Source organism: Tateyamaria armeniaca, assembly GCF_045797845.1.
GTDB classification, from domain to species: domain Bacteria; phylum Pseudomonadota; class Alphaproteobacteria; order Rhodobacterales; family Rhodobacteraceae; genus Tateyamaria; species Tateyamaria armeniaca.
Genome location: NZ_JBHDIY010000002.1, coordinates 2808684 through 2825606 on the forward strand (window position 1 = coordinate 2808684; position 16923 = coordinate 2825606).

Here is a 16923-nt window from a genome sequence, read left to right on the forward strand (position 1 = left end):
ATCTCAGCGCATCCTCAGCGCGCCGTCGAGGCGGATCACCTCGCCATTGAGATACCCCATTTCGACGATGAAACCTGCAAGCCGCGCGTATTCCTGCGGATCGCCAAGGCGGGCCGGGTTGGGCACATCGGCGGCCAATGCGGCCTGCACATCGTCCGGAAGACCCGCCAGCATCGGCGTTTTGAAGATGCCCGGCGCGATGGTCATCACCCGCACGCCCGTGCTTGCCAGATCGCGGGCCATGGGCAGGGTCATCCCTACGATCCCGCCCTTGGAGGCTGCATAGGCCGCTTGCCCCTTCTGCCCGTCAAAGGCGGCGATGGAGGCGGTGTTGATGATCACCCCGCGCGCGCCGTCCGGTTCGGGATCATTCGCGCCCATGGCCGCGGCCGCAAGGCGGGCGACATTGAAGCTGCCCACCAGATTGATGTCGATGGTTTTCTGAAAGGCGGGCAGGGGGTGGGGCCCGTCGCGGCCCACCGTTTTGATGCCAAGGGCAATGCCCGCACAGTTCACCGCCGCACTGATCCCGCCCATTTTCTCTGTGGCAAGGTCGATGGCCGCCTGAACCGACGCCTCGTCCGTCACATCCGTTTCGGCAAAATGGCCCCCGATCTCTGACGCCACCTGAGTGCCGCGCGCCGCATCGCGGTCAAGCAATGTCACCTGCGCGCCCTGTGCTGCAAAATAACGCGCGGTCGCCTCCCCCAGACCAGAGGCGCCACCCGTTACAATGGCTTTCGTTGTGTCGAGTTTCATAGGGCACCTGCCTGTTGCGCAAATCTGGCGTTCAGATAAGCGCAAGGGTCGGCGCGGGGCAAGGCGCGCCCTTACCCTTTGTGGATCCACCCGCCGCCATAGATGCGGCTTGTCTCGCGATCATAGAACACGCAGGCCTGCCCGGGGGACACGCCTGCCTCGGCCGCCGCCAGTTCAACAGTGGCTTCGGTTGCGCTGATCGGGCGAATCACTGCGTCCGTCGGGGGCCGGGTTGAACGGACCTTGACTGCCACATGCCATTCGGGGCGGGCATTGAAAGGTTCATCGCCCAGCCAGTTCACTTCGCGCACAGGAACGGTGCGGGTGGCCAGCATCTCTTTGGGCCCGACGATCACGTGTCGGGCGTCCGCATCCAGTTTGACCACGTAAAGCGGGTCCGCCAGACCGCCAATCCCAAGGCCGCGACGTTGCCCGATGGTGTAGTTGATCACACCGTCATGCTGCGCCAGCACGCGCCCTTCAGTGTCCACAATATCACCGGGGGCTGCCGCCTCGGGGCGCAGTTTGCGGATGACGGCGGCATAGTCACCGTTCGGCACGAAACAGATATCCTGACTGTCGGGCTTGTCCGCCACGCTCAGCCCGTATTTTGCGGCGAGCGCCCGGGTGTCATCCTTGGATGGCAGATGGCCCAGTGGAAAGCGCAGGTAATCGAGCTGGTCCGGCGTGGTCGAGAACAGGAAATAGCTCTGATCGCGGTTGGCGTCGGCGGCACCGTGCAACTCAGGGCCTGCATCACCCATCTTGCGCTGGATGTAGTGGCCGGTGGCCATGCAATCGGCCTCAAGGTCTTTGGCGGTCTCCAAGAGGTCTTTGAACTTGACCCGCTCATTGCAGCGGATGCAGGGCACCGGCGTGGCCCCGCCCAGGTAACTGTCGGCAAATTCGTCGATCACCGCATCCTTGAAAACATTCTCGTAATCAAGGACGTAGTGGGGAAAGCCCATCTCTTCGGCCACGCGGCGCGCGTCGTGAATGTCGATGCCTGCGCAGCACGCACCCTTCTTGGCAAGTGCGGCCCCATGATCGTAAAGCTGCAAGGTGACACCCACCACGTCATAGCCCTGCGCCTTCAACTCGGCAGCCACAACAGAACTGTCGACGCCGCCGGACATGGCGACGACCACACGTGTGTCGGCAGGGGCTTTTGCAAAGCCCAATGAGTTGAGCGGACCGGATTGGTCAAGCATGTCACGTCTCCTTGGGGGGTATCGGCGCATATATATGAAAATGCGAAATAGTCTCAAGGGCCGGTTTAACCCGCTATTAGGGCCGCAGACGCATGTTGCCTTCGAAGCAAACATGAGCAGTGCAATGTATTTGAAGAAAGTCGATGGACCCCGCGCGGTCACCTTGCCGGATGGCACAGTGCTGACACGGGCCGACTTGCCGCCTCCGACCACTCGCCGCTGGGTTGCATCGCGCAAAGCGGCGGTTGTGCGCGGGGTTCTCTACGGGTTGTTGTCGCAGTCTGACGCGCTTGATCGCTATTCCCTAAGCGAGGAAGAGTTTTTGGCGTGGGTGAAGGCCGTTTCCGACCATGGAGAGGACGCCCTGAAGGCGACTGCAGTGCAAAGGTATAGACAACTCTAGGTTGTTAATGTACAAAACCCACAGGAGTAACGTGTGGTTAACCTTTTGGGTTCACGTTTAGTTCGACACCGACACCCTTAGTGGAGACCGATTGAATGCGCGTGCTGCTTGTAGAAGACGACCCGACGACCTCCAAAAGCATTGAACTGATGCTGACCCATGCCAACCTCAATGTCTATGCGACCGATCTGGGGGAGGAAGGGATCGATCTTGCCAAGCTTTATGATTACGATTTGATCCTTTTGGACCTCGATCTGCCCGACATGAATGGTCACGAGGTGCTGCGCCAGTTGCGTCTGGCCCGGGTCGAGACGCCCATTCTGATCCTGTCGGGCGCGGATGACACCGAAAACAAGATCAAGGGTTTTGGCTTTGGGGCCGATGATTACCTGACCAAACCCTTCCACCGCGAGGAACTGGTGGCACGCATTCATGCCATCATCCGCCGCTCAAAAGGGCATTCGCAGTCCGTGATCGATACCGGGGCCGTCTCTGTCAATCTCGACGCCAAGACGGTGAGCGTGGACAACAAGGCAGTGCACCTGACGGGCAAGGAATACCAGATGCTCGAACTGTTGTCCTTGCGCAAGGGCACGACACTGACCAAGGAAATGTTCCTCAACCACCTCTATGGCGGCATGGACGAACCTGAACTCAAGATCATCGACGTGTTCATCTGTAAACTGCGTAAGAAGCTGAGTGTCGCAACCGGCGGCGAGAACTATATCGAGACAGTGTGGGGGCGCGGCTATGTGCTGCGCGATCCTGAACCGGCGCAGCAAACCGACGACACACGTCTGGCCGTCGGCGCCTGATCCGCCTCAAAGGTTAAGACTGGCCGACGCGGTTAACCACTGCGTCGGCCTTTTGCTGCCCGGACAAGCGGCTATCTCCTCCCAAAACCGCGATCAATGACTGGACCCGGCCTTCACACGCTTTTATCTCTTGGCGGGAAGTGATCGGGGACCGACGTGAGCGCAAACACACCCACCAGAGATTTGTCACAGGATGAGGCACAGGCTGAACTGGCGCGCCTCGCCGAGGTGCTGGCCAAGGCCAACCGTGCCTATCACACCAAGGACGCGCCCGAGATTTCAGATGCCGAGTATGACGCGCTCAAACGGCGCAATGCGGAGATCGAGGCGCGCTTTCCCCACCTCAAGCGCAGCGACAGCCCGTCCGAACAAGTCGGAGCAGCCCCGGCAGAAGGGTTTTCCAAAGTCACACATGCCGTGGCCATGCTGTCGCTTTCCAATGCGTTTGATGATGACGACGTCACCGAATTTGATGGCCGTATCCGCAAATACCTTGGCCTCGATGCCAAAGCACCGCTTGCCTACACGGCCGAGCCGAAAATTGACGGTCTGTCCCTGTCTCTGCGCTACGAAAACGGCGTGCTGGTGCAGGCCGCAACGCGGGGGGACGGCGCGGTTGGTGAAAACGTCACCGCAAATGCCCGCACGATCGATGACGTTCCGCACCGCCTTACGGACGCTCCGGATGTTCTGGAGGTGCGCGGCGAAGTCTACATGTCCCACCCCGATTTCGAAGCGCTGAACGCGCGCCAGGTGGAGGCGGGCCAGAATCCCTTTGCCAATCCGCGCAATGCGGCGGCGGGATCACTACGCCAACTCGACCCCTCCATCACCCGCGCGCGCCCTTTGCGCTTTTTCGCATATGCATGGGGTGCTCTGTCAGAGCCGCTGTCAGATACGCAAAACGGTGCCATCGCCCGTCTGGAACAGCTTGGTTTTCAGACCAATCCGTTGACCGAATTGTGTGACGGACCGGGTCAGATGATCGCCCATTATCGCCACATCGAACAGCAACGCGCCGCGCTCGGCTATGACATTGACGGTGTTGTCTACAAGGTGAACGACCTTGCCCTGCAGGGCCGCCTCGGCTTTCGCTCCACCACGCCGCGCTGGGCGATTGCCCACAAATTCCCCGCCGAACTCGCCTGGACGCGGCTGGAAGCCATCGACATTCAGGTGGGCCGCACCGGGGCACTGTCGCCCGTGGCGCGTCTCACTCCGGTGACGGTTGGGGGCGTTGTCGTGTCCAACGCCACGCTGCACAATGAAGATTACATCGCCGGGCGCGACAACACCGGTGCTGCGATCCGCGATGGCAAGGACATCCGCGTCGGCGACTGGGTGCAGGTCTATCGCGCAGGCGACGTGATCCCGAAAGTGGCTGATGTGGACCTGTCCAAACGCCCCGCCAATGCCGAGCGCTACACCTTTCCCAACCTGTGCCCCGAATGCGGATCGGACGCCATTCGCGAGGAAGGCGATGCCGTAGCGCGCTGCACCGGTGGCCTGATTTGCCCGGCACAAGCGGTTGAAAAGTTGAAACATTTTGTCAGCCGCGCCGCTTTTGACATCGAGGGTCTGGGCGCCAAACAGGTCGAGATGTTCTATGGCGATGAGCAGTTGGCGATCCGCGAACCCTCCGACATCTTCACCCTGCAGGCGCGCGATGCGGGCAATCTGACCAAGCTGGCCAACCGCGACGGCTGGGGCGACAAAAGCGCAGAGAACCTGTTTCAGGCCATCGCGGAAAAGCGCGATATACCGCTGAAACGGCTGATCTTTTCGCTGGGTATTCGCCATGTGGGCGAGGTGGTGGCCGCCGATCTCGCCCGCCATTTCGGCACGTGGGAGGCGCTGATTGACACGGTGGATCGTGCCGCACCTGCTGCCCAATGCCATTTGCAGGCCGATCAGGCCGAAGCTCAGGAAAGGATCGCCGCCCAGGCCGAAGGGCGCCGCGCCCGCATCAAACCCACCCGCGATGCGGTGTGGTCCGGGCTCGACCCCAAAGCCAAGTCGGCCTGGGACGCACTGACCGGCATCGACGGGATTGGCGCAACGGTCGCCGTCGCGCTGGTCACGACTTTCCAGCAAGAGGCGGAACGCGCGAGCATCGACCGCCTTGTCGCACACCTGACCATCGCCCCCGAAGACGCGCCCGCAGACACCGACAGCCCCGTGGCGGGCAAAACGGTGGTGTTCACCGGCACGCTTGAAAAGATGACCCGCGCCGAAGCCAAGGCGCGCGCCGAAAGCCTGGGCGCCAAAGTGTCGGGATCGGTCAGCGCCAAAACCGATTTGTTGGTGGCGGGCCCCGGTGCAGGGTCCAAGGCGAAAAAGGCCGCTGAGCTGGGCATCGAGACGCTGGACGAGGATGGCTGGCTGGACCTGATCGGCGCGTCATGAGCCGCCCTGAAATCCTGTTTCCGCTGTTTGCAGGTCTCGAAACGCTGGACGGGGTTGGCCCGAAGACCGCGCAGAACCTTGGCCATATGGGCATCGAGGCGCCGCGCGATCTGCTGTTCACGCTGCCCCACACTGGCATTGACCGCACGTTGCGCGACACGATTGATGGGGCAGTGCTGCCCGCCACGCTCACCGTGAAGATCAAAGTCGGCGCGCATCACGCCGCGCGCAGCCGTGGTGGCGCCTATCGCATCCATGTCGAGGACAGCGCGACCTCGTTCCAACTCGTCTTTTTCCATGGGCGCAGTGATTATCTGAACAAGGTTCTGCCCACGGGGTCTGAATGCGTTGTTTCGGGCCGGGTCGAGCTGTTTGATGGCATCGCCAACATGGTGCATCCCGATCATATCCTGCCTGTCGAAGACGCTGATGACATCCCGGGATACGAACCCGTTTACCCCCTGACTGGTGGTGTGACGCAAAAGACGATGTTCAAGGCGACGCGCGCTGCGCTGACGCGGCTGCCGGTGGTGGATGAATGGATCGATCCGAACCAGCTGGCGCAGGCCAAGTGGCCGGGGTTTGCAGATGCAATGATGCAGGCGCACAACCCGACCAGCCAGGGCGATCTTGCCGCGACAAGCGTGGCGCGCACCCGTCTGGCCTATGACGAGTTGTTGGCGCATCAACTGACGCTGGCCCTTGCACGCGCGTCGGAACGCCGCGTGGCCGGGCAGGTGACGCAAGGCACTGGCGCCTTGCAGGCCAAAGTGCGCGCCGATCTGCCCTATGCCGCCACTGGTGCGCAGGACCGCGCGATTGCCGAAATCGCCGCCGACATGGCGCGGCCTGCGCGCATGAACCGTTTGTTGCAGGGCGACGTGGGCGCGGGCAAGACGCTTGTGGCTTTCATGGCGCTGCTGATCGCGGTCGAGGCAGGCGGGCAGGGGGTGATGATGGCCCCGACTGAGATCCTCGCGCGCCAGCACCTGGAAGGCTTGCAACCCCTTGCCGAAAGCGCAGGCGTCGTGCTGGAAATTCTGACGGGCCGCGACAAGGGCGCGGAGCGGCGCGCCAAGCTGGCCGCCCTTGCGCGTGGTGACATCCAGATCCTTGTGGGCACCCATGCCGTGTTTCAGGACGACGTCGCGTTCCACGATCTGCGCCTCGGAATTGTGGACGAACAGCACCGCTTTGGCGTGCGCCAAAGGCTCGCGCTTGGCAAGAAAGGGGCCGCATCCGACGTGCTGGTGATGACGGCCACGCCGATCCCGCGCAGCCTCGCGCTTGCTCAATATGGCGACATGGACGTGTCGGTGCTGGATGAAAAGCCGCCTGGGCGCAAACCGATCAAGACAGCCCTGATGAGCACGCAGCGCATGGACGAGGTGGTTGCGCGCCTGCGAGCCGTGATGGACGAGGGGCGGCAATGCTACTGGGTGTGCCCGCTGGTCGAGGAAAGTGAGGCGGTCGATCTGACCGCCGCCGAAGAGCGCTTCAAACGCCTGCGCGCGGCGCTGGGTGAGGGGCGCGTCGGGCTGGTGCACGGGCAGATGCCTCCGGTGGAAAAGGATGTCGCCATGGCGCGCTTTCAGGCGGGCGAAACGGGCGTGCTGGTGTCCACGACCGTGATCGAGGTGGGTGTGAACGTGCCCAACGCCACCATCATGGTGATCGAGCGGGCCGAGACATTCGGGCTGGCGCAACTGCACCAGTTGCGGGGCCGTGTCGGGCGGGGCGAGGCGGCCTCGACCTGTTTGCTGATGTATCAGGCGCCCCTTTCAGAGACAGGGCAAAAACGGCTTGAAGTGCTGCGCGCGACCGAAGACGGGTTCGCGATTGCCGAAACCGATCTGCAGATGCGCGGGTACGGCGATCTGATCGGGACAGCACAATCGGGTGTGCCGCGGTTCCGCATCGCTGATCTGGACCGGCAGGGGGCATTGATGGCGATTGCCCAAAGCGATGCGCGCAAACTGCTGGCCGACGATCCCACTCTCGCCAGTGCGCGGGGGACGGCGGCGCGGGTGCTGTTGTGGCTTATGCGGCAGGACGAGGCGATCCGTTTGATTTCAGTTGGTTAGATCGGCCTATGCCAAAAAGTTCGCAAATGTTCTTAAAAAGTTCTTTACGAAGCGTTAAGGATATGAGAACAAAGGAGCAACTCCAGAGACGAAAGGCACCGACATGACCACGCTTCGCACACTCAAAGATGTCGCAACCCGCGCTGAGGCCACACTGCTTCAGGATATGCTGGGTGCAGGGGCATTGGCGGTGATGCTGGTGGTTGGGCTCTACCTGCCGTCTTTGATCTGAGTTTCTGCCTGCGATCTTGCTGTGATCCACCCACACGCCCGTCCCAATTGGCGTCCTCACACATCGGCTCTGCCTGCTGATACGTGACCCTGTTTGCCGCAGGGATCTGGATCCGTCCCCTGCAAGACACGCTTCACTTGCGCCGCCATCCTCCCCGGATGTGCGGCGTTTTTTTGCGGTTGTCGAATTGTCAGGCGCAGTCGGACTGAAGCGCCTGTTCCATGGCCTCTGCCGTAGCTTCGATGGCCAGCAGGATCGAAGCGTGCCGATTTTTGAAGTCGCGCGCAGGTTCGAGCACTTCGAACCCGTCAAAGGGCGCTGCGGGCACGTCGCCTTGCGATTTCAGCATGTCGCGCAACTCGTCCCGCGCGGTCTGAACTTCGGCCAGCGTGCGCCCGATGATCGCGTGCCCGGTGACGGCCGCCGCCGCCTGTCCCAGTGCGCACGCCTTGACGTCCTGCCCATAGGCCGCAATCCGCCCGTCCTCGACCCGCACATCGACGGTCACGGCAGAGCCACATAAGGGCGATCGTTTCTTGATCGTCGCATGCGCGTCCGTCAGCCGGTCGGTGTGCGGAATATCCGCCGCAAGCGCAAGAATGCGGGTGGAATAGAGTTTGATCAGGTCGGTATCGGCGGGCATGTCGCCTCCGGGCTCTGGTGTCGGTATCTTATCCGATCTACATAATCGGGTCCAAGCAAGATGCAAAAAGGTTTTGTCATGACCACCCCATTTGACCCCGCAACTCTGCGTTACAATGAGGCTGGGCTGGTGCCTGCCGTCGCGCAGGACGTCGACAGCGGCGAGGTGCTGATGATGGCATGGATGAACGCCGAGGCGGTGGAGCGGACCCTTGCGACAGGCCGCGTGACCTACTGGTCGCGCTCCCGCCGTGCCTTCTGGGTCAAGGGCGAGACATCCGGACATGTGCAGGACCTGGTGTCGCTGCGCGTCGATTGCGACCGTGATTGCCTGCTGATGCAGGTGCGCCAGACAGGGCCAGCCTGTCACACCGGGCGGCGGACGTGTTTTTACACCGAAGTTGAGGACGGCGCAGAGGTTGTGCTGATGGCGCCTGTCTAGCGGGCTGTCTGCCCCCCGGCTTCGCCTCCACCCGAGGACTATTAATCAGAGGAGGGGTGTAGCCCGACCATCTGGCGAATATCCTCCGGTGTTGCGCCGTCTTGTCGGTACTTGGCGATAGCACGTGCATCGTCGCGTTTCGCAAGGCGCTTGCTCGCATCATCGCGGATCAGCCGGTGATGGTGGTAGACAGGTGTGGGCAGTCCCAACAGTTTTTGCAGGAGTACGTGGATCTGCGTGGCCTCGGCCAGATCGATGCCGCGCACCACATGGGTGATGGATTGGGCCGCGTCATCAACGGTGACGGAAAGATGATAGGACGTGCCCATGTCGCGCCGGGCCAGAACGATGTCGCCGACTGTGTCCTGCATGTTTGTCGCTTTGACATGGTCGGGGTTCAAACCGGTTTCATTGTAGGCGATGGGAACTTTGATGTGGGCGAGTGCCGCCGCGATGTCGAGCCGCAACGCCTTGCCTTCTGGCCGCGCTCCCGTACGCGGGTGTTTGCTGCGACATGTGCCGGGATAGATCATCCCGTCAGGACCGTGGGTCGCAACCCCTTCCTGCGGGGCGTTGGCGGCTTCTTCTATATCCCGTCGAGAGCAATCGCATCGATATAGAAGTCCATTTTGCCACAATGTATCAAGTGCTTGCGTGTAGGTATTCATGTGATCTGATTGCCGCAATACCGGCGTCGACCAGTCGAGCCCGAGCCATGCGAGGTCGTCAAAAATCTGTTCTTCCCAATGGGCGCGGGCACGAGACTGATCAATGTCTTCGATCCGCAGCAGGAAGGTCCCGCCAGCCGCCCGCGCCATGTCATGGGCCAGCAGGGCCGAATAGGCGTGGCCCAGATGCAGCGGGCCTGTTGGAGAAGGGGCGAAACGCGTCGTGAATGTCACGCTTTTTCAAGCACGTAGACGTTGGATTTCAAGTTGATGCCGGGCAGATGGGGTCCGTGTTCCTTGAACAGCAATCGCGCGGCACCGCAATCGGTCCATTCGCAAATGCCCGCCTCGTTCGAGCGATCCTCAAGTGCATGGTCGTTGAAGGAGAACACCAGTTTGCCGTCCCGCGGCAGGGCTCGCATCAGAGTGTGCAGCACGGAAATTGGCGCTGCCCCGGCGCCGATTACGCCAATGGCGGCACACAAGCTGTAGTCCTTGCGCGGCAGATCACCGCCCGCTTCGATCTGATCGAGGTGGCGGTAGACCCCCTTGGTACGCGCCTCGGCCAGCATTTCGGCAGAAAGATCCACGCCGTCAATCACCTCGAATCCCGCCAGTTTGAGGGCAAGGCCGGAGAGGCCGGTGCCGCAGCCGAAATCCAGAACCGGAGCGCTTTGATCGGTCGTGTAGGATTTCAGCGCCTCGGCGCAGCGCCCTGGCGTTGCATAGCCGTTTTCGGCCACTTCCGCCTCGTAACTGTTTGCCCAGTCATCATAAAGTGCGCGTGTCGAGTCTGCGTCGCGTGCCTGATAGGCCTTGTCCAGAAACTTTGTCATGCGCCCAGTTTAGCGACCCCGACCCGCACGTCCAGTGGGGTGTCAGGCCGCTTGTGCCTGCGGGGCCAGCCAGCTTTGCCAATCGGCCTTGGCGCGATCCGTGTAAGCCTTGTAGCGGTCCTTGCGTCCGCGCCGCCCGCCTTTGAGCCCTTCGACCGGCGGGAACAGCCCGAAATTGACGTTCATCGGCTGGAACGTCTTGGCGTCGGCCCCGCCCGTGATGTGGGTGATCAGCGCGCCCATGGCCGTGGTCGCGGGTGGAACATCTAAGGTGCCGCCCAGAATTTCGGTCGCCGCCATGCGACCCGCAAGCAGACCCATGGCGGCGGATTCGACATACCCTTCGACCCCTGTGATCTGCCCGGCAAAGCGGACATTGGGCCGGGATTTCAGGCGCATGTCGGCGTGCAGCAAGGTTGGGGAGTTCAGGAAAGTGTTGCGATGAATGCCGCCCAAACGGGCAAAGCTGGCATTCTCAAGGCCGGGAATACGTTTGAATACATCTGTTTGCGCGCCGTACTTCATCTTGGACTGAAAGCCGACGATGTTGTAAAGCGTGCCCAGCTTGTTGTCGCGCCGCAGCTGCACCACCGCATGCGGTTTCACATCCGGTGCGTGCGGATTGGTCAGGCCCACAGGCTTCATCGGGCCAAAACGCAAAGTTTCGCGGCCGCGTTCGGCCATCACTTCGATGGGCAGGCAGCCGTCGAAGTATCCGGCCGTCTCGCCCTCCTTGAATTCGGTCTTGTCGGCGGCCAGCAGCGCGTCGATGAACGCCTCGTACTGGTCACGATCCATGGGGCAGTTGAGGTAGGCGGTGCGTTCTTCCTCGGTCTCGCCCTTGTCATAGCGCGACTGCATCCAAGCCTTGGACATGTCGATGCTGTCGAAATAAACGATGGGTGCGATGGCGTCGAAAAAGGCAAGCGCCTCGGCGCCGGTTTCGGCCGCAATCGCAGCGCCAAGGGATGAAGAGGTCAGCGGACCTGTGGCGATGATCCAGTGGCCATCCTCGGGCAGGGCGGTAATTTCGCCGTATGCGACGCTGATATTGGGGTGTGACGTCAACGCATCCGTCACCGACTGGGCAAAGGGATCGCGATCCACGGCCAGGGCCCCGCCGGCGGGCAGGCGATGCTTGTCCGCCGTCTGCATGATCAGTCCGTTAGCGGCGCGCATTTCCCAATGCAGCAGTCCGACCGCGTTTTGTTCGCTGTCATCGGACCGGAAGGAATTGGAGCACACCATTTCGCCCAAAAGGCCAGTCTGATGCGCGAACGTGCCTACTTTGGGGCGCATTTCGTGGATCACCACGGAAACGCCCATGTTGGCGGCTTGCCATGCAGCCTCGGACCCGGCCATGCCGCCGCCCACGATATGCAGTTTTTCGGTCATGGCGCGGATGTAGGGCAAAGAACGGTGGCGCGCAATGTGCACAGCATTGAGAGATATCAATTCGAGGTGCGAATCCCAGCCTATAAGGTCCGAATACCAAGACGTTCGGAGACTGAAATGACCTACATCAAATACGCCGTTGCCGTGATTGCACTGGTTTTCCTGCAAGCCTGTGAAAACCCGGAAACCTACCCCGTCTCTGGCGAGGATTGCGGCCCGAACGATCCGGTGCTGGATCTGAATGCGGAAGATTGCACGGTGCCGGGCGTCTGAGCGGCATCACGATCTGAGGGGGATTTTTGGGGTCGCCGCTGCGGGGATGGTCGGTCAGTGAGAGGCTGACCTGGAGGGACCTTCCGCCAGTCGGCGACCCAAAATCGTCTTCGGTGTTAAACCGTGTCCAATTTGTGCCTCATTTGCGCCCAAATTGATAGCGCTCTTTCGGGAACAATCGGGTGCCGTTTTGGAAACAACCTCCGGTTGGCCTTATTTCCATGGCCGAAACGCTATTGCGACCAGTCCGGAGGGCGCTTGTCGATAAAGGCAGCAATGCCTTCTTTGGTGTCGGGGTGCGCCATGTTGTCCACCATGACCTGCCCGGTATAGGTGTAAGCCTCGGCGACGGGCATCTGAATCTGGTTGTAAAACGCCTCTTTTCCGATCCGGACGGCGGACCCGAGCTTGGACGCGAGTTGTTCCGCCAGCGCCATCGCTTCATCCTCCAGATCATCGACGGGCACGGCGCGGTTGATCAGTCCGAGGGTCGCGGCACGCTCGGCTTCGATGAAGTCGCCCGTGGTCAGCATCTCAAAGGCCAGCTTGCGCGGAATATTGCGGGACAGGGCGACCATGGGGGTCGAACAGAACAGGCCGATATTGACGCCGTTGACGCCGAACCGGGTGCCGTGGGCGGCCACGGCCAGATCACACGTGGCAACCAACTGGCAGCCTGCTGCCGTTGCGACGCCGTGCACTTTGGCGATTACGGGCTGGGGCAGGGACTGGATGCGCGCCATCATCGCCGCACAGCGATCAAACAGGTCCTTGAAATAGGCCGCGCCACCATCGGCGTTCTGCCGCCCGGCGGTCATCTGTTTCAGATCGTGCCCGGCGCAAAACGCCTTGCCTGTACCCGACAGCACAACAGCCCGGACCGACCTGTCCTCGGCCACCTCATCAAGTGCGCCGTGCAGGGCCGCAATCATCTCGTCACTCAGCGCATTCAACCGCTCGGGCGCGTTCATCCGCAGATGTATCACGGCGCCTGTGACCTCACGTTCCAGAATTGTCATCTTGCCCTCCCGCCAATGTTGGGCAAACCCTAGGTCAATCAAGCACGGAGGGAAAGCATGGGGCTGATGATGGATGCCGCGGAAATGAACGCATTTCTGGGTCGGGTTTTTCTGGAGGTTGCCGGAGAGTTCCATGTCGAAGAAGTGAGCGAGACAGGCGTGGTGCTGCGCCTGTTGGTACAGGATCGCCACCTGCGCCCCGGGGGTACGGTTTCGGGCCCTGCGATGTTCGGGTTGGCGGATGTGACCGCCTATATGGTGACGCTGGCCCAGATCGGGCCGCGCGCGCTGGCCGTGACCACGAACTGTTCCATCGATTTCATGCGTAAGCCCGCAGCCGGGGTTGATCTGATCGCCCATGGGCGTCTGCTCAAGCTGGGCAAGCAGTTGTCGGTGTCAGATGTGCTGATCTATTCCGAAGGGATGGACAAACCTGTGGCGCGGGCCAGCCTGACCTATGCCATTCCGCCCCAAGGGGTTGACCTGAAAGACTAAAAAGACGGCCGGGATATACCCGGCCGCAAGGGAAGAGGTCTGGCGGAAGCCACGGGGATGTCACGCCCGCCAGAACACGCGCCGCGACTCGTAATAAGCCTCGGCGGGTGTCAGTCCCACATCGCGCAACTGATGATCGCTCAGTTGTTTGAGTGCCAGGCGCGTGCGCCGGCGTGTGGCCCATTTCGACATCACGACCGCGACGCGCACCGCGATCACCGATGCCGCAGGCATGCGGTTTTGCGCCGTGAGATAGGCGAGGTGGTCTGCGGGGGTCGTTGATACGTGTGTCATGGGAATCTCCTGTAATTGTATTGACACAATTTGGCATGTTTGCCATGAATAAAGGGTACAATAGGCGTGCGTAAGAAATCTATGGAAACATTGTAATGGATACAATTTGGCGCGAGAACCTGCTCGAAACGGCGGGCCCGAAATACAAGGCGGTTATGCAGGCGATCCGTGACAAGATCGCGACAGAGGCGCTGATGCCGGGCGAAAAACTGCCCCCCGTCCGCGATCTGGCATGGAAGCTGGGGATCACGCCGGGAACTGTGGCGCGCGCCTACACTTTGCTGACCGACGACGGCACGCTGGTCGCAGAGGTTGGTCGCGGCACCTTTGTGGCAACGCCCGACACCAAGGCACCCTTGTGGGTCGACATCCCACTTGAGGTCGATTCCACCACCCACAATTCGGACTACCAGTCCTATCAGGTGAACCTGTTTTCGCCGCACCTGCCGAATGTCGGGCAGGCCCCGCTGATCCGCACGCTATTGGCCGAAGTGGCCGCCGATCCGCCGTCGGGCATGATGCATTATCCTACACGTGCAGGCGCGCGTCCGGCCCGCGAGGCCGCGTTGCAGTGGTTGTCGAGCGCGCCACTCGGCTCCATCAGCGAACAGGACATTCAACTGGCCCATGGTGGACAGAACGCGATTCTGTTGATCCTGCAGGCCCTGTTGCGCGGACGCAGACCTGCCGTGCTGGTCGAGGAGCTGGCCTATCCCGGCTTTCGCCGTGCTGCCGAATTGCTGCGCGCTGATGTGATCCCCGTCGCGATGGACGCTGACGGTGTGATGCCCGACGCGCTTGAGGCTGCGATCAAGGCCAATGATGCGCAGATTTTCTGCACCTCGCCCGAGGTGCACAACCCGACCTGCGGCTTTACCCCGGAAAGCAGGCGCGCGGAAATTGTCGAGGTGATCCGCCGCCACGACCTGCAAATCCTTGAAGACGACTGTTACCGCCTTGGGGCCGCGCAGGCGGCCAGCTACCGGATGCTCGCGCCCGAGCGCAGTTGGTACATTTCATCGATCTCGAAATCCGTCACGCCCGCGCTGCGTATCGGCATAGCGGTGGCCCCCAAGGATAAAGCGGCGACGCTGCGACGCACTGCGGAGTATTCGTTTTTTGGCCTTGCGACTCCTATGACCGATCTGGCCGCACGGTTGCTGATCCATCCCGATTTGCCTGCCATCATGACACGCGCGCGCGACGAGATTGGCGATTATGTGCGCGCGGCCGTCAATGTGCTTGGGGGCTATGATCTGGAATGGCGCACCGACGTGCCGTTCCTGTGGTTGCGCCTGCCCGAAGGGTGGCGCGCGGGGGCCTTTGTTCAGGCGGCAGAGGCGCAGGGCGTGCGCATCCGCGCCGCCGAGGAATATGCCTGCCGCGAGGCGCGCGCGCCCCATGCGGTGCGCTTTGCGGTCAATGCAGGCGTCGGGCTTGAAAGCTTTGAGGCCGCAATTTTGCGCCTGCGCGACCTGCTCGACAATCCGACGGAATCCATCGGGGTCTAAAGCAGCCCGACCGCCCCCCAGACCAGTCCCGTCACCACGGCAATGCTCGACAACAGCGCCGAATAGCCCAACAGCTTTTTCATCGAAAACGGGCGTTCGCCAAAGGTGCGGCCCTGCATCCCGCAGACCACCACTTTGTGCGCTGCCCCATCATAGGTGTAGTGCAAGATCCACACCGGCAGCAGGATGCGGCGGTAATGGATGCCGGTCGTGTCCGTGTGATAGCCAATGTCGTGCACACGCGATTTGTTGATGTCGCGCTTGATCTTGTTGCGGATCAGCAGCGCCTTGTCGTCGGCATTGGCGGCCAGCCCTTCGGCCACGCTTTGGTGGTGCTGTTCAGCGGCGAACCCGGCGACATAGCCCGCGCGGTAAGGGCGCAGGCGCTGGGGATCAAAGTCGTGCAGGATGCCATCGCGGATCAGCGGGGTGACATGGGGCGAGGCGGGCACCAGCAGATCGTCAAAGCGGATGCGTATGTTGCCCCTGACCCTTTTGGTATAATTGCGCTTGTTGCGCCGGACCGTGTACTTGGCCCAGTAATCCACGGCCTCCTGACTGTCGAAGGTCCAGAACGGCACATAAATCCCGGCCACGCGGGCCTTGGCCACCACGCCATAAAGATCGTTGGGTGCCGCCAGCCGTTTCCTGACCCATGCAAGGGCAAAGGCCTGCGCATCCTGCTGCGGCACACGGTATGGGATAAGCGCCATAGGGGCAAAGCCGCGATCCGCCTTTTTCAGCACCACAGGCCCGTCGCAATAGGCACAGGCCGAACTGAGGGATTGGGCAACAAAGGTGACCGTCCCGCCGCAAGTCTGGCAGGACAGCACCTGACCTTCGAAGGTGATGGGCGCCTCGTCCAAAGGGGCGTCAGGGTCAAAGGGAAACTCCGCCCACGCCTCTGAATCGTCCTCACGCTCCAACCGCCGCACAGTGCCGCAACTGCTGCAATTCAGCGCCTGCACGGCCGGGTCGTACAGACACTGCCCGGCGCAGCTTTTGCATTGCAGCTCGGACTGGATGGCGGTGACGTCGATCAACTGTCCTGACCCATGATGGCCATGCCGATTTCCAGCAGCACCCGCAACCGCAGCCAGGATCGATCCACAGCTCCCCCGAAATCACCCGAAACGGACCAGTCCCCGATGATGGTGGCGGCAAACCACGTGGTCATCAGCCAGAACGCGACAATCGACCAGCCCGCAATGCTGCGCAACCACCCGGTCGAGCCTTGTTTCAACTCGTGCTTGGCCTCGTAGACGGTGATCAGCTTGCGGACCGATCCAATACCGCCAATCGTCGCCACAGCGATCAGAGCAATGGTGGCAAGGGCAGGGGCGGCAAGGGAAAGCAACATGAAACAGGCGTCAGCGTCAGGGCAAATGTGATCTGTGCCAACCAGTGTGCCAGACAGGCCGGTAATGCAAGGGGCAGG

General features: G+C 61.6%; 19 protein-coding genes. 9 read left to right on the forward strand and 10 right to left on the reverse strand.

Annotated features, from left to right (window positions below; genetic code table 11):
* Positions 1–3: 3 nt before the first annotated feature.
* Together ACERZ8_RS14220 and mnmA are read right to left on the reverse strand one after the other, a co-directional pair.
* On the reverse strand, positions 4–759 hold the full coding sequence (locus ACERZ8_RS14220; RefSeq protein ID WP_407592817.1) for an SDR family NAD(P)-dependent oxidoreductase: 756 nt from the start codon (positions 757–759) through the stop codon (positions 4–6).
* A 71-nt stretch (positions 760–830) separates the two neighbouring features.
* A complete protein-coding gene (gene mnmA, locus ACERZ8_RS14225) occupies positions 831–1970 on the reverse strand; it encodes a tRNA 2-thiouridine(34) synthase MnmA (RefSeq protein WP_407592819.1) in 1140 nt (379 codons plus the stop codon).
* A gap of 124 nt (positions 1971–2094) precedes the next feature.
* Between mnmA and sciP the strand changes: the two genes are divergently transcribed.
* The 5 genes from sciP to ACERZ8_RS14250 all read left to right on the forward strand — a co-directional run bounded on the left by sciP (position 2095) and on the right by ACERZ8_RS14250 (position 7910).
* Positions 2095–2373, forward strand: a complete 279-nt coding sequence (sciP, locus tag ACERZ8_RS14230; RefSeq protein WP_407594278.1) for a CtrA inhibitor SciP — start codon at positions 2095–2097, stop codon at positions 2371–2373.
* 95 nt (positions 2374–2468) lie between these two features.
* Positions 2469–3188 carry a response regulator transcription factor CtrA gene (gene ctrA / locus ACERZ8_RS14235; protein ID WP_407592820.1) on the forward strand — a complete coding sequence of 240 codons (720 nt, stop codon included), beginning with the start codon at positions 2469–2471 and terminating at the stop codon, positions 3186–3188.
* Between the two features lie 156 nt (positions 3189–3344).
* Positions 3345–5594: an NAD-dependent DNA ligase LigA gene (gene ligA, locus ACERZ8_RS14240; RefSeq protein ID WP_407592821.1), complete on the forward strand. Its 2250-nt coding sequence runs from the start codon at positions 3345–3347 to the stop codon at positions 5592–5594.
* Entirely contained in the window at positions 5591–7678 is a 2088-nt protein-coding gene (gene recG, locus ACERZ8_RS14245) for an ATP-dependent DNA helicase RecG (RefSeq protein ID WP_407592822.1), read from the forward strand. Before ligA ends, recG begins: the two co-directional genes overlap by 4 nt.
* A 103-nt stretch (positions 7679–7781) precedes the next feature.
* Positions 7782–7910 carry a hypothetical protein gene (locus ACERZ8_RS14250; protein WP_407592823.1) on the forward strand — a complete coding sequence of 43 codons (129 nt, stop codon included), beginning with the start codon at positions 7782–7784 and terminating at the stop codon, positions 7908–7910.
* A 190-nt stretch (positions 7911–8100) separates the two neighbouring features.
* Here the strand turns inward: ACERZ8_RS14250 and ACERZ8_RS14255 are convergent, their stop codons facing one another.
* On the reverse strand, positions 8101–8553 hold the full coding sequence (locus ACERZ8_RS14255) for an iron-sulfur cluster assembly scaffold protein (protein WP_407592824.1): 453 nt from the start codon (positions 8551–8553) through the stop codon (positions 8101–8103).
* Positions 8554–8613: 60 nt separating this feature from the next.
* Here ACERZ8_RS14255 and hisI point away from each other — a divergent pair, with 60 nt between their 5' ends.
* Entirely contained in the window at positions 8614–8994 is a 381-nt protein-coding gene (gene hisI / locus ACERZ8_RS14260) for a phosphoribosyl-AMP cyclohydrolase (RefSeq protein WP_407592825.1), read from the forward strand.
* Positions 8995–9035: 41 nt separating this feature from the next.
* On the opposite strand, the gene gluQRS is transcribed toward hisI, so the two are convergent.
* The 3 genes from gluQRS to trmFO are packed head-to-tail and all read right to left on the reverse strand — an operon-like array spanning position 9036 to position 11893.
* Positions 9036–9896, reverse strand: a complete 861-nt coding sequence (gene gluQRS / locus ACERZ8_RS14265) for a tRNA glutamyl-Q(34) synthetase GluQRS (RefSeq protein WP_407592826.1) — start codon at positions 9894–9896, stop codon at positions 9036–9038.
* Positions 9893–10498, reverse strand: a complete 606-nt coding sequence (locus ACERZ8_RS14270; RefSeq protein ID WP_407592827.1) for a class I SAM-dependent DNA methyltransferase — start codon at positions 10496–10498, stop codon at positions 9893–9895. Before ACERZ8_RS14270 ends, gluQRS begins: the two co-directional genes overlap by 4 nt.
* 42 nt (positions 10499–10540) lie before the next feature.
* The gene (gene trmFO, locus ACERZ8_RS14275) at positions 10541–11893 is read right to left on the reverse strand and encodes a methylenetetrahydrofolate--tRNA-(uracil(54)-C(5))-methyltransferase (FADH(2)-oxidizing) TrmFO (protein ID WP_407592828.1); all 1353 of its coding nucleotides are present in this window, start codon (positions 11891–11893) and stop codon (positions 10541–10543) included.
* Positions 11894–12010: 117 nt separating this feature from the next.
* Between trmFO and ACERZ8_RS14280 the strand changes: the two genes are divergently transcribed.
* On the forward strand, positions 12011–12166 hold the full coding sequence (locus ACERZ8_RS14280) for a hypothetical protein (protein WP_407592829.1): 156 nt from the start codon (positions 12011–12013) through the stop codon (positions 12164–12166).
* A 233-nt stretch (positions 12167–12399) separates the two neighbouring features.
* Here ACERZ8_RS14280 and ACERZ8_RS14285 read toward each other — a convergent pair whose 3' ends face one another.
* Positions 12400–13185: an enoyl-CoA hydratase gene (locus ACERZ8_RS14285; protein ID WP_407592830.1), complete on the reverse strand. Its 786-nt coding sequence runs from the start codon at positions 13183–13185 to the stop codon at positions 12400–12402.
* 57 nt (positions 13186–13242) lie between these two features.
* Here ACERZ8_RS14285 and ACERZ8_RS14290 point away from each other — a divergent pair, with 57 nt between their 5' ends.
* On the forward strand, positions 13243–13680 hold the full coding sequence (locus tag ACERZ8_RS14290) for a PaaI family thioesterase (protein WP_407592831.1): 438 nt from the start codon (positions 13243–13245) through the stop codon (positions 13678–13680).
* 60 nt (positions 13681–13740) lie between these two features.
* Here the strand turns inward: ACERZ8_RS14290 and ACERZ8_RS14295 are convergent, their stop codons facing one another.
* Entirely contained in the window at positions 13741–13974 is a 234-nt protein-coding gene (locus tag ACERZ8_RS14295) for a DUF1127 domain-containing protein (protein ID WP_407592832.1), read from the reverse strand.
* Between the two features lie 95 nt (positions 13975–14069).
* Between ACERZ8_RS14295 and ACERZ8_RS14300 the strand changes: the two genes are divergently transcribed.
* Positions 14070–15485 carry an aminotransferase-like domain-containing protein gene (locus ACERZ8_RS14300; protein WP_407592833.1) on the forward strand — a complete coding sequence of 472 codons (1416 nt, stop codon included), beginning with the start codon at positions 14070–14072 and terminating at the stop codon, positions 15483–15485.
* On the opposite strand, the gene ACERZ8_RS14305 is transcribed toward ACERZ8_RS14300, so the two are convergent.
* Both ACERZ8_RS14305 and ACERZ8_RS14310 read right to left on the reverse strand, forming a co-directional pair.
* Positions 15482–16528: a hypothetical protein gene (locus tag ACERZ8_RS14305; RefSeq protein ID WP_407592834.1), complete on the reverse strand. Its 1047-nt coding sequence runs from the start codon at positions 16526–16528 to the stop codon at positions 15482–15484. The two genes, ACERZ8_RS14300 and ACERZ8_RS14305, sit on opposite strands and share 4 nt — an antisense overlap.
* Positions 16525–16845: a hypothetical protein gene (locus ACERZ8_RS14310; protein WP_407592835.1), complete on the reverse strand. Its 321-nt coding sequence runs from the start codon at positions 16843–16845 to the stop codon at positions 16525–16527. Before ACERZ8_RS14310 ends, ACERZ8_RS14305 begins: the two co-directional genes overlap by 4 nt.
* Positions 16846–16923 lie beyond the last annotated feature (78 nt).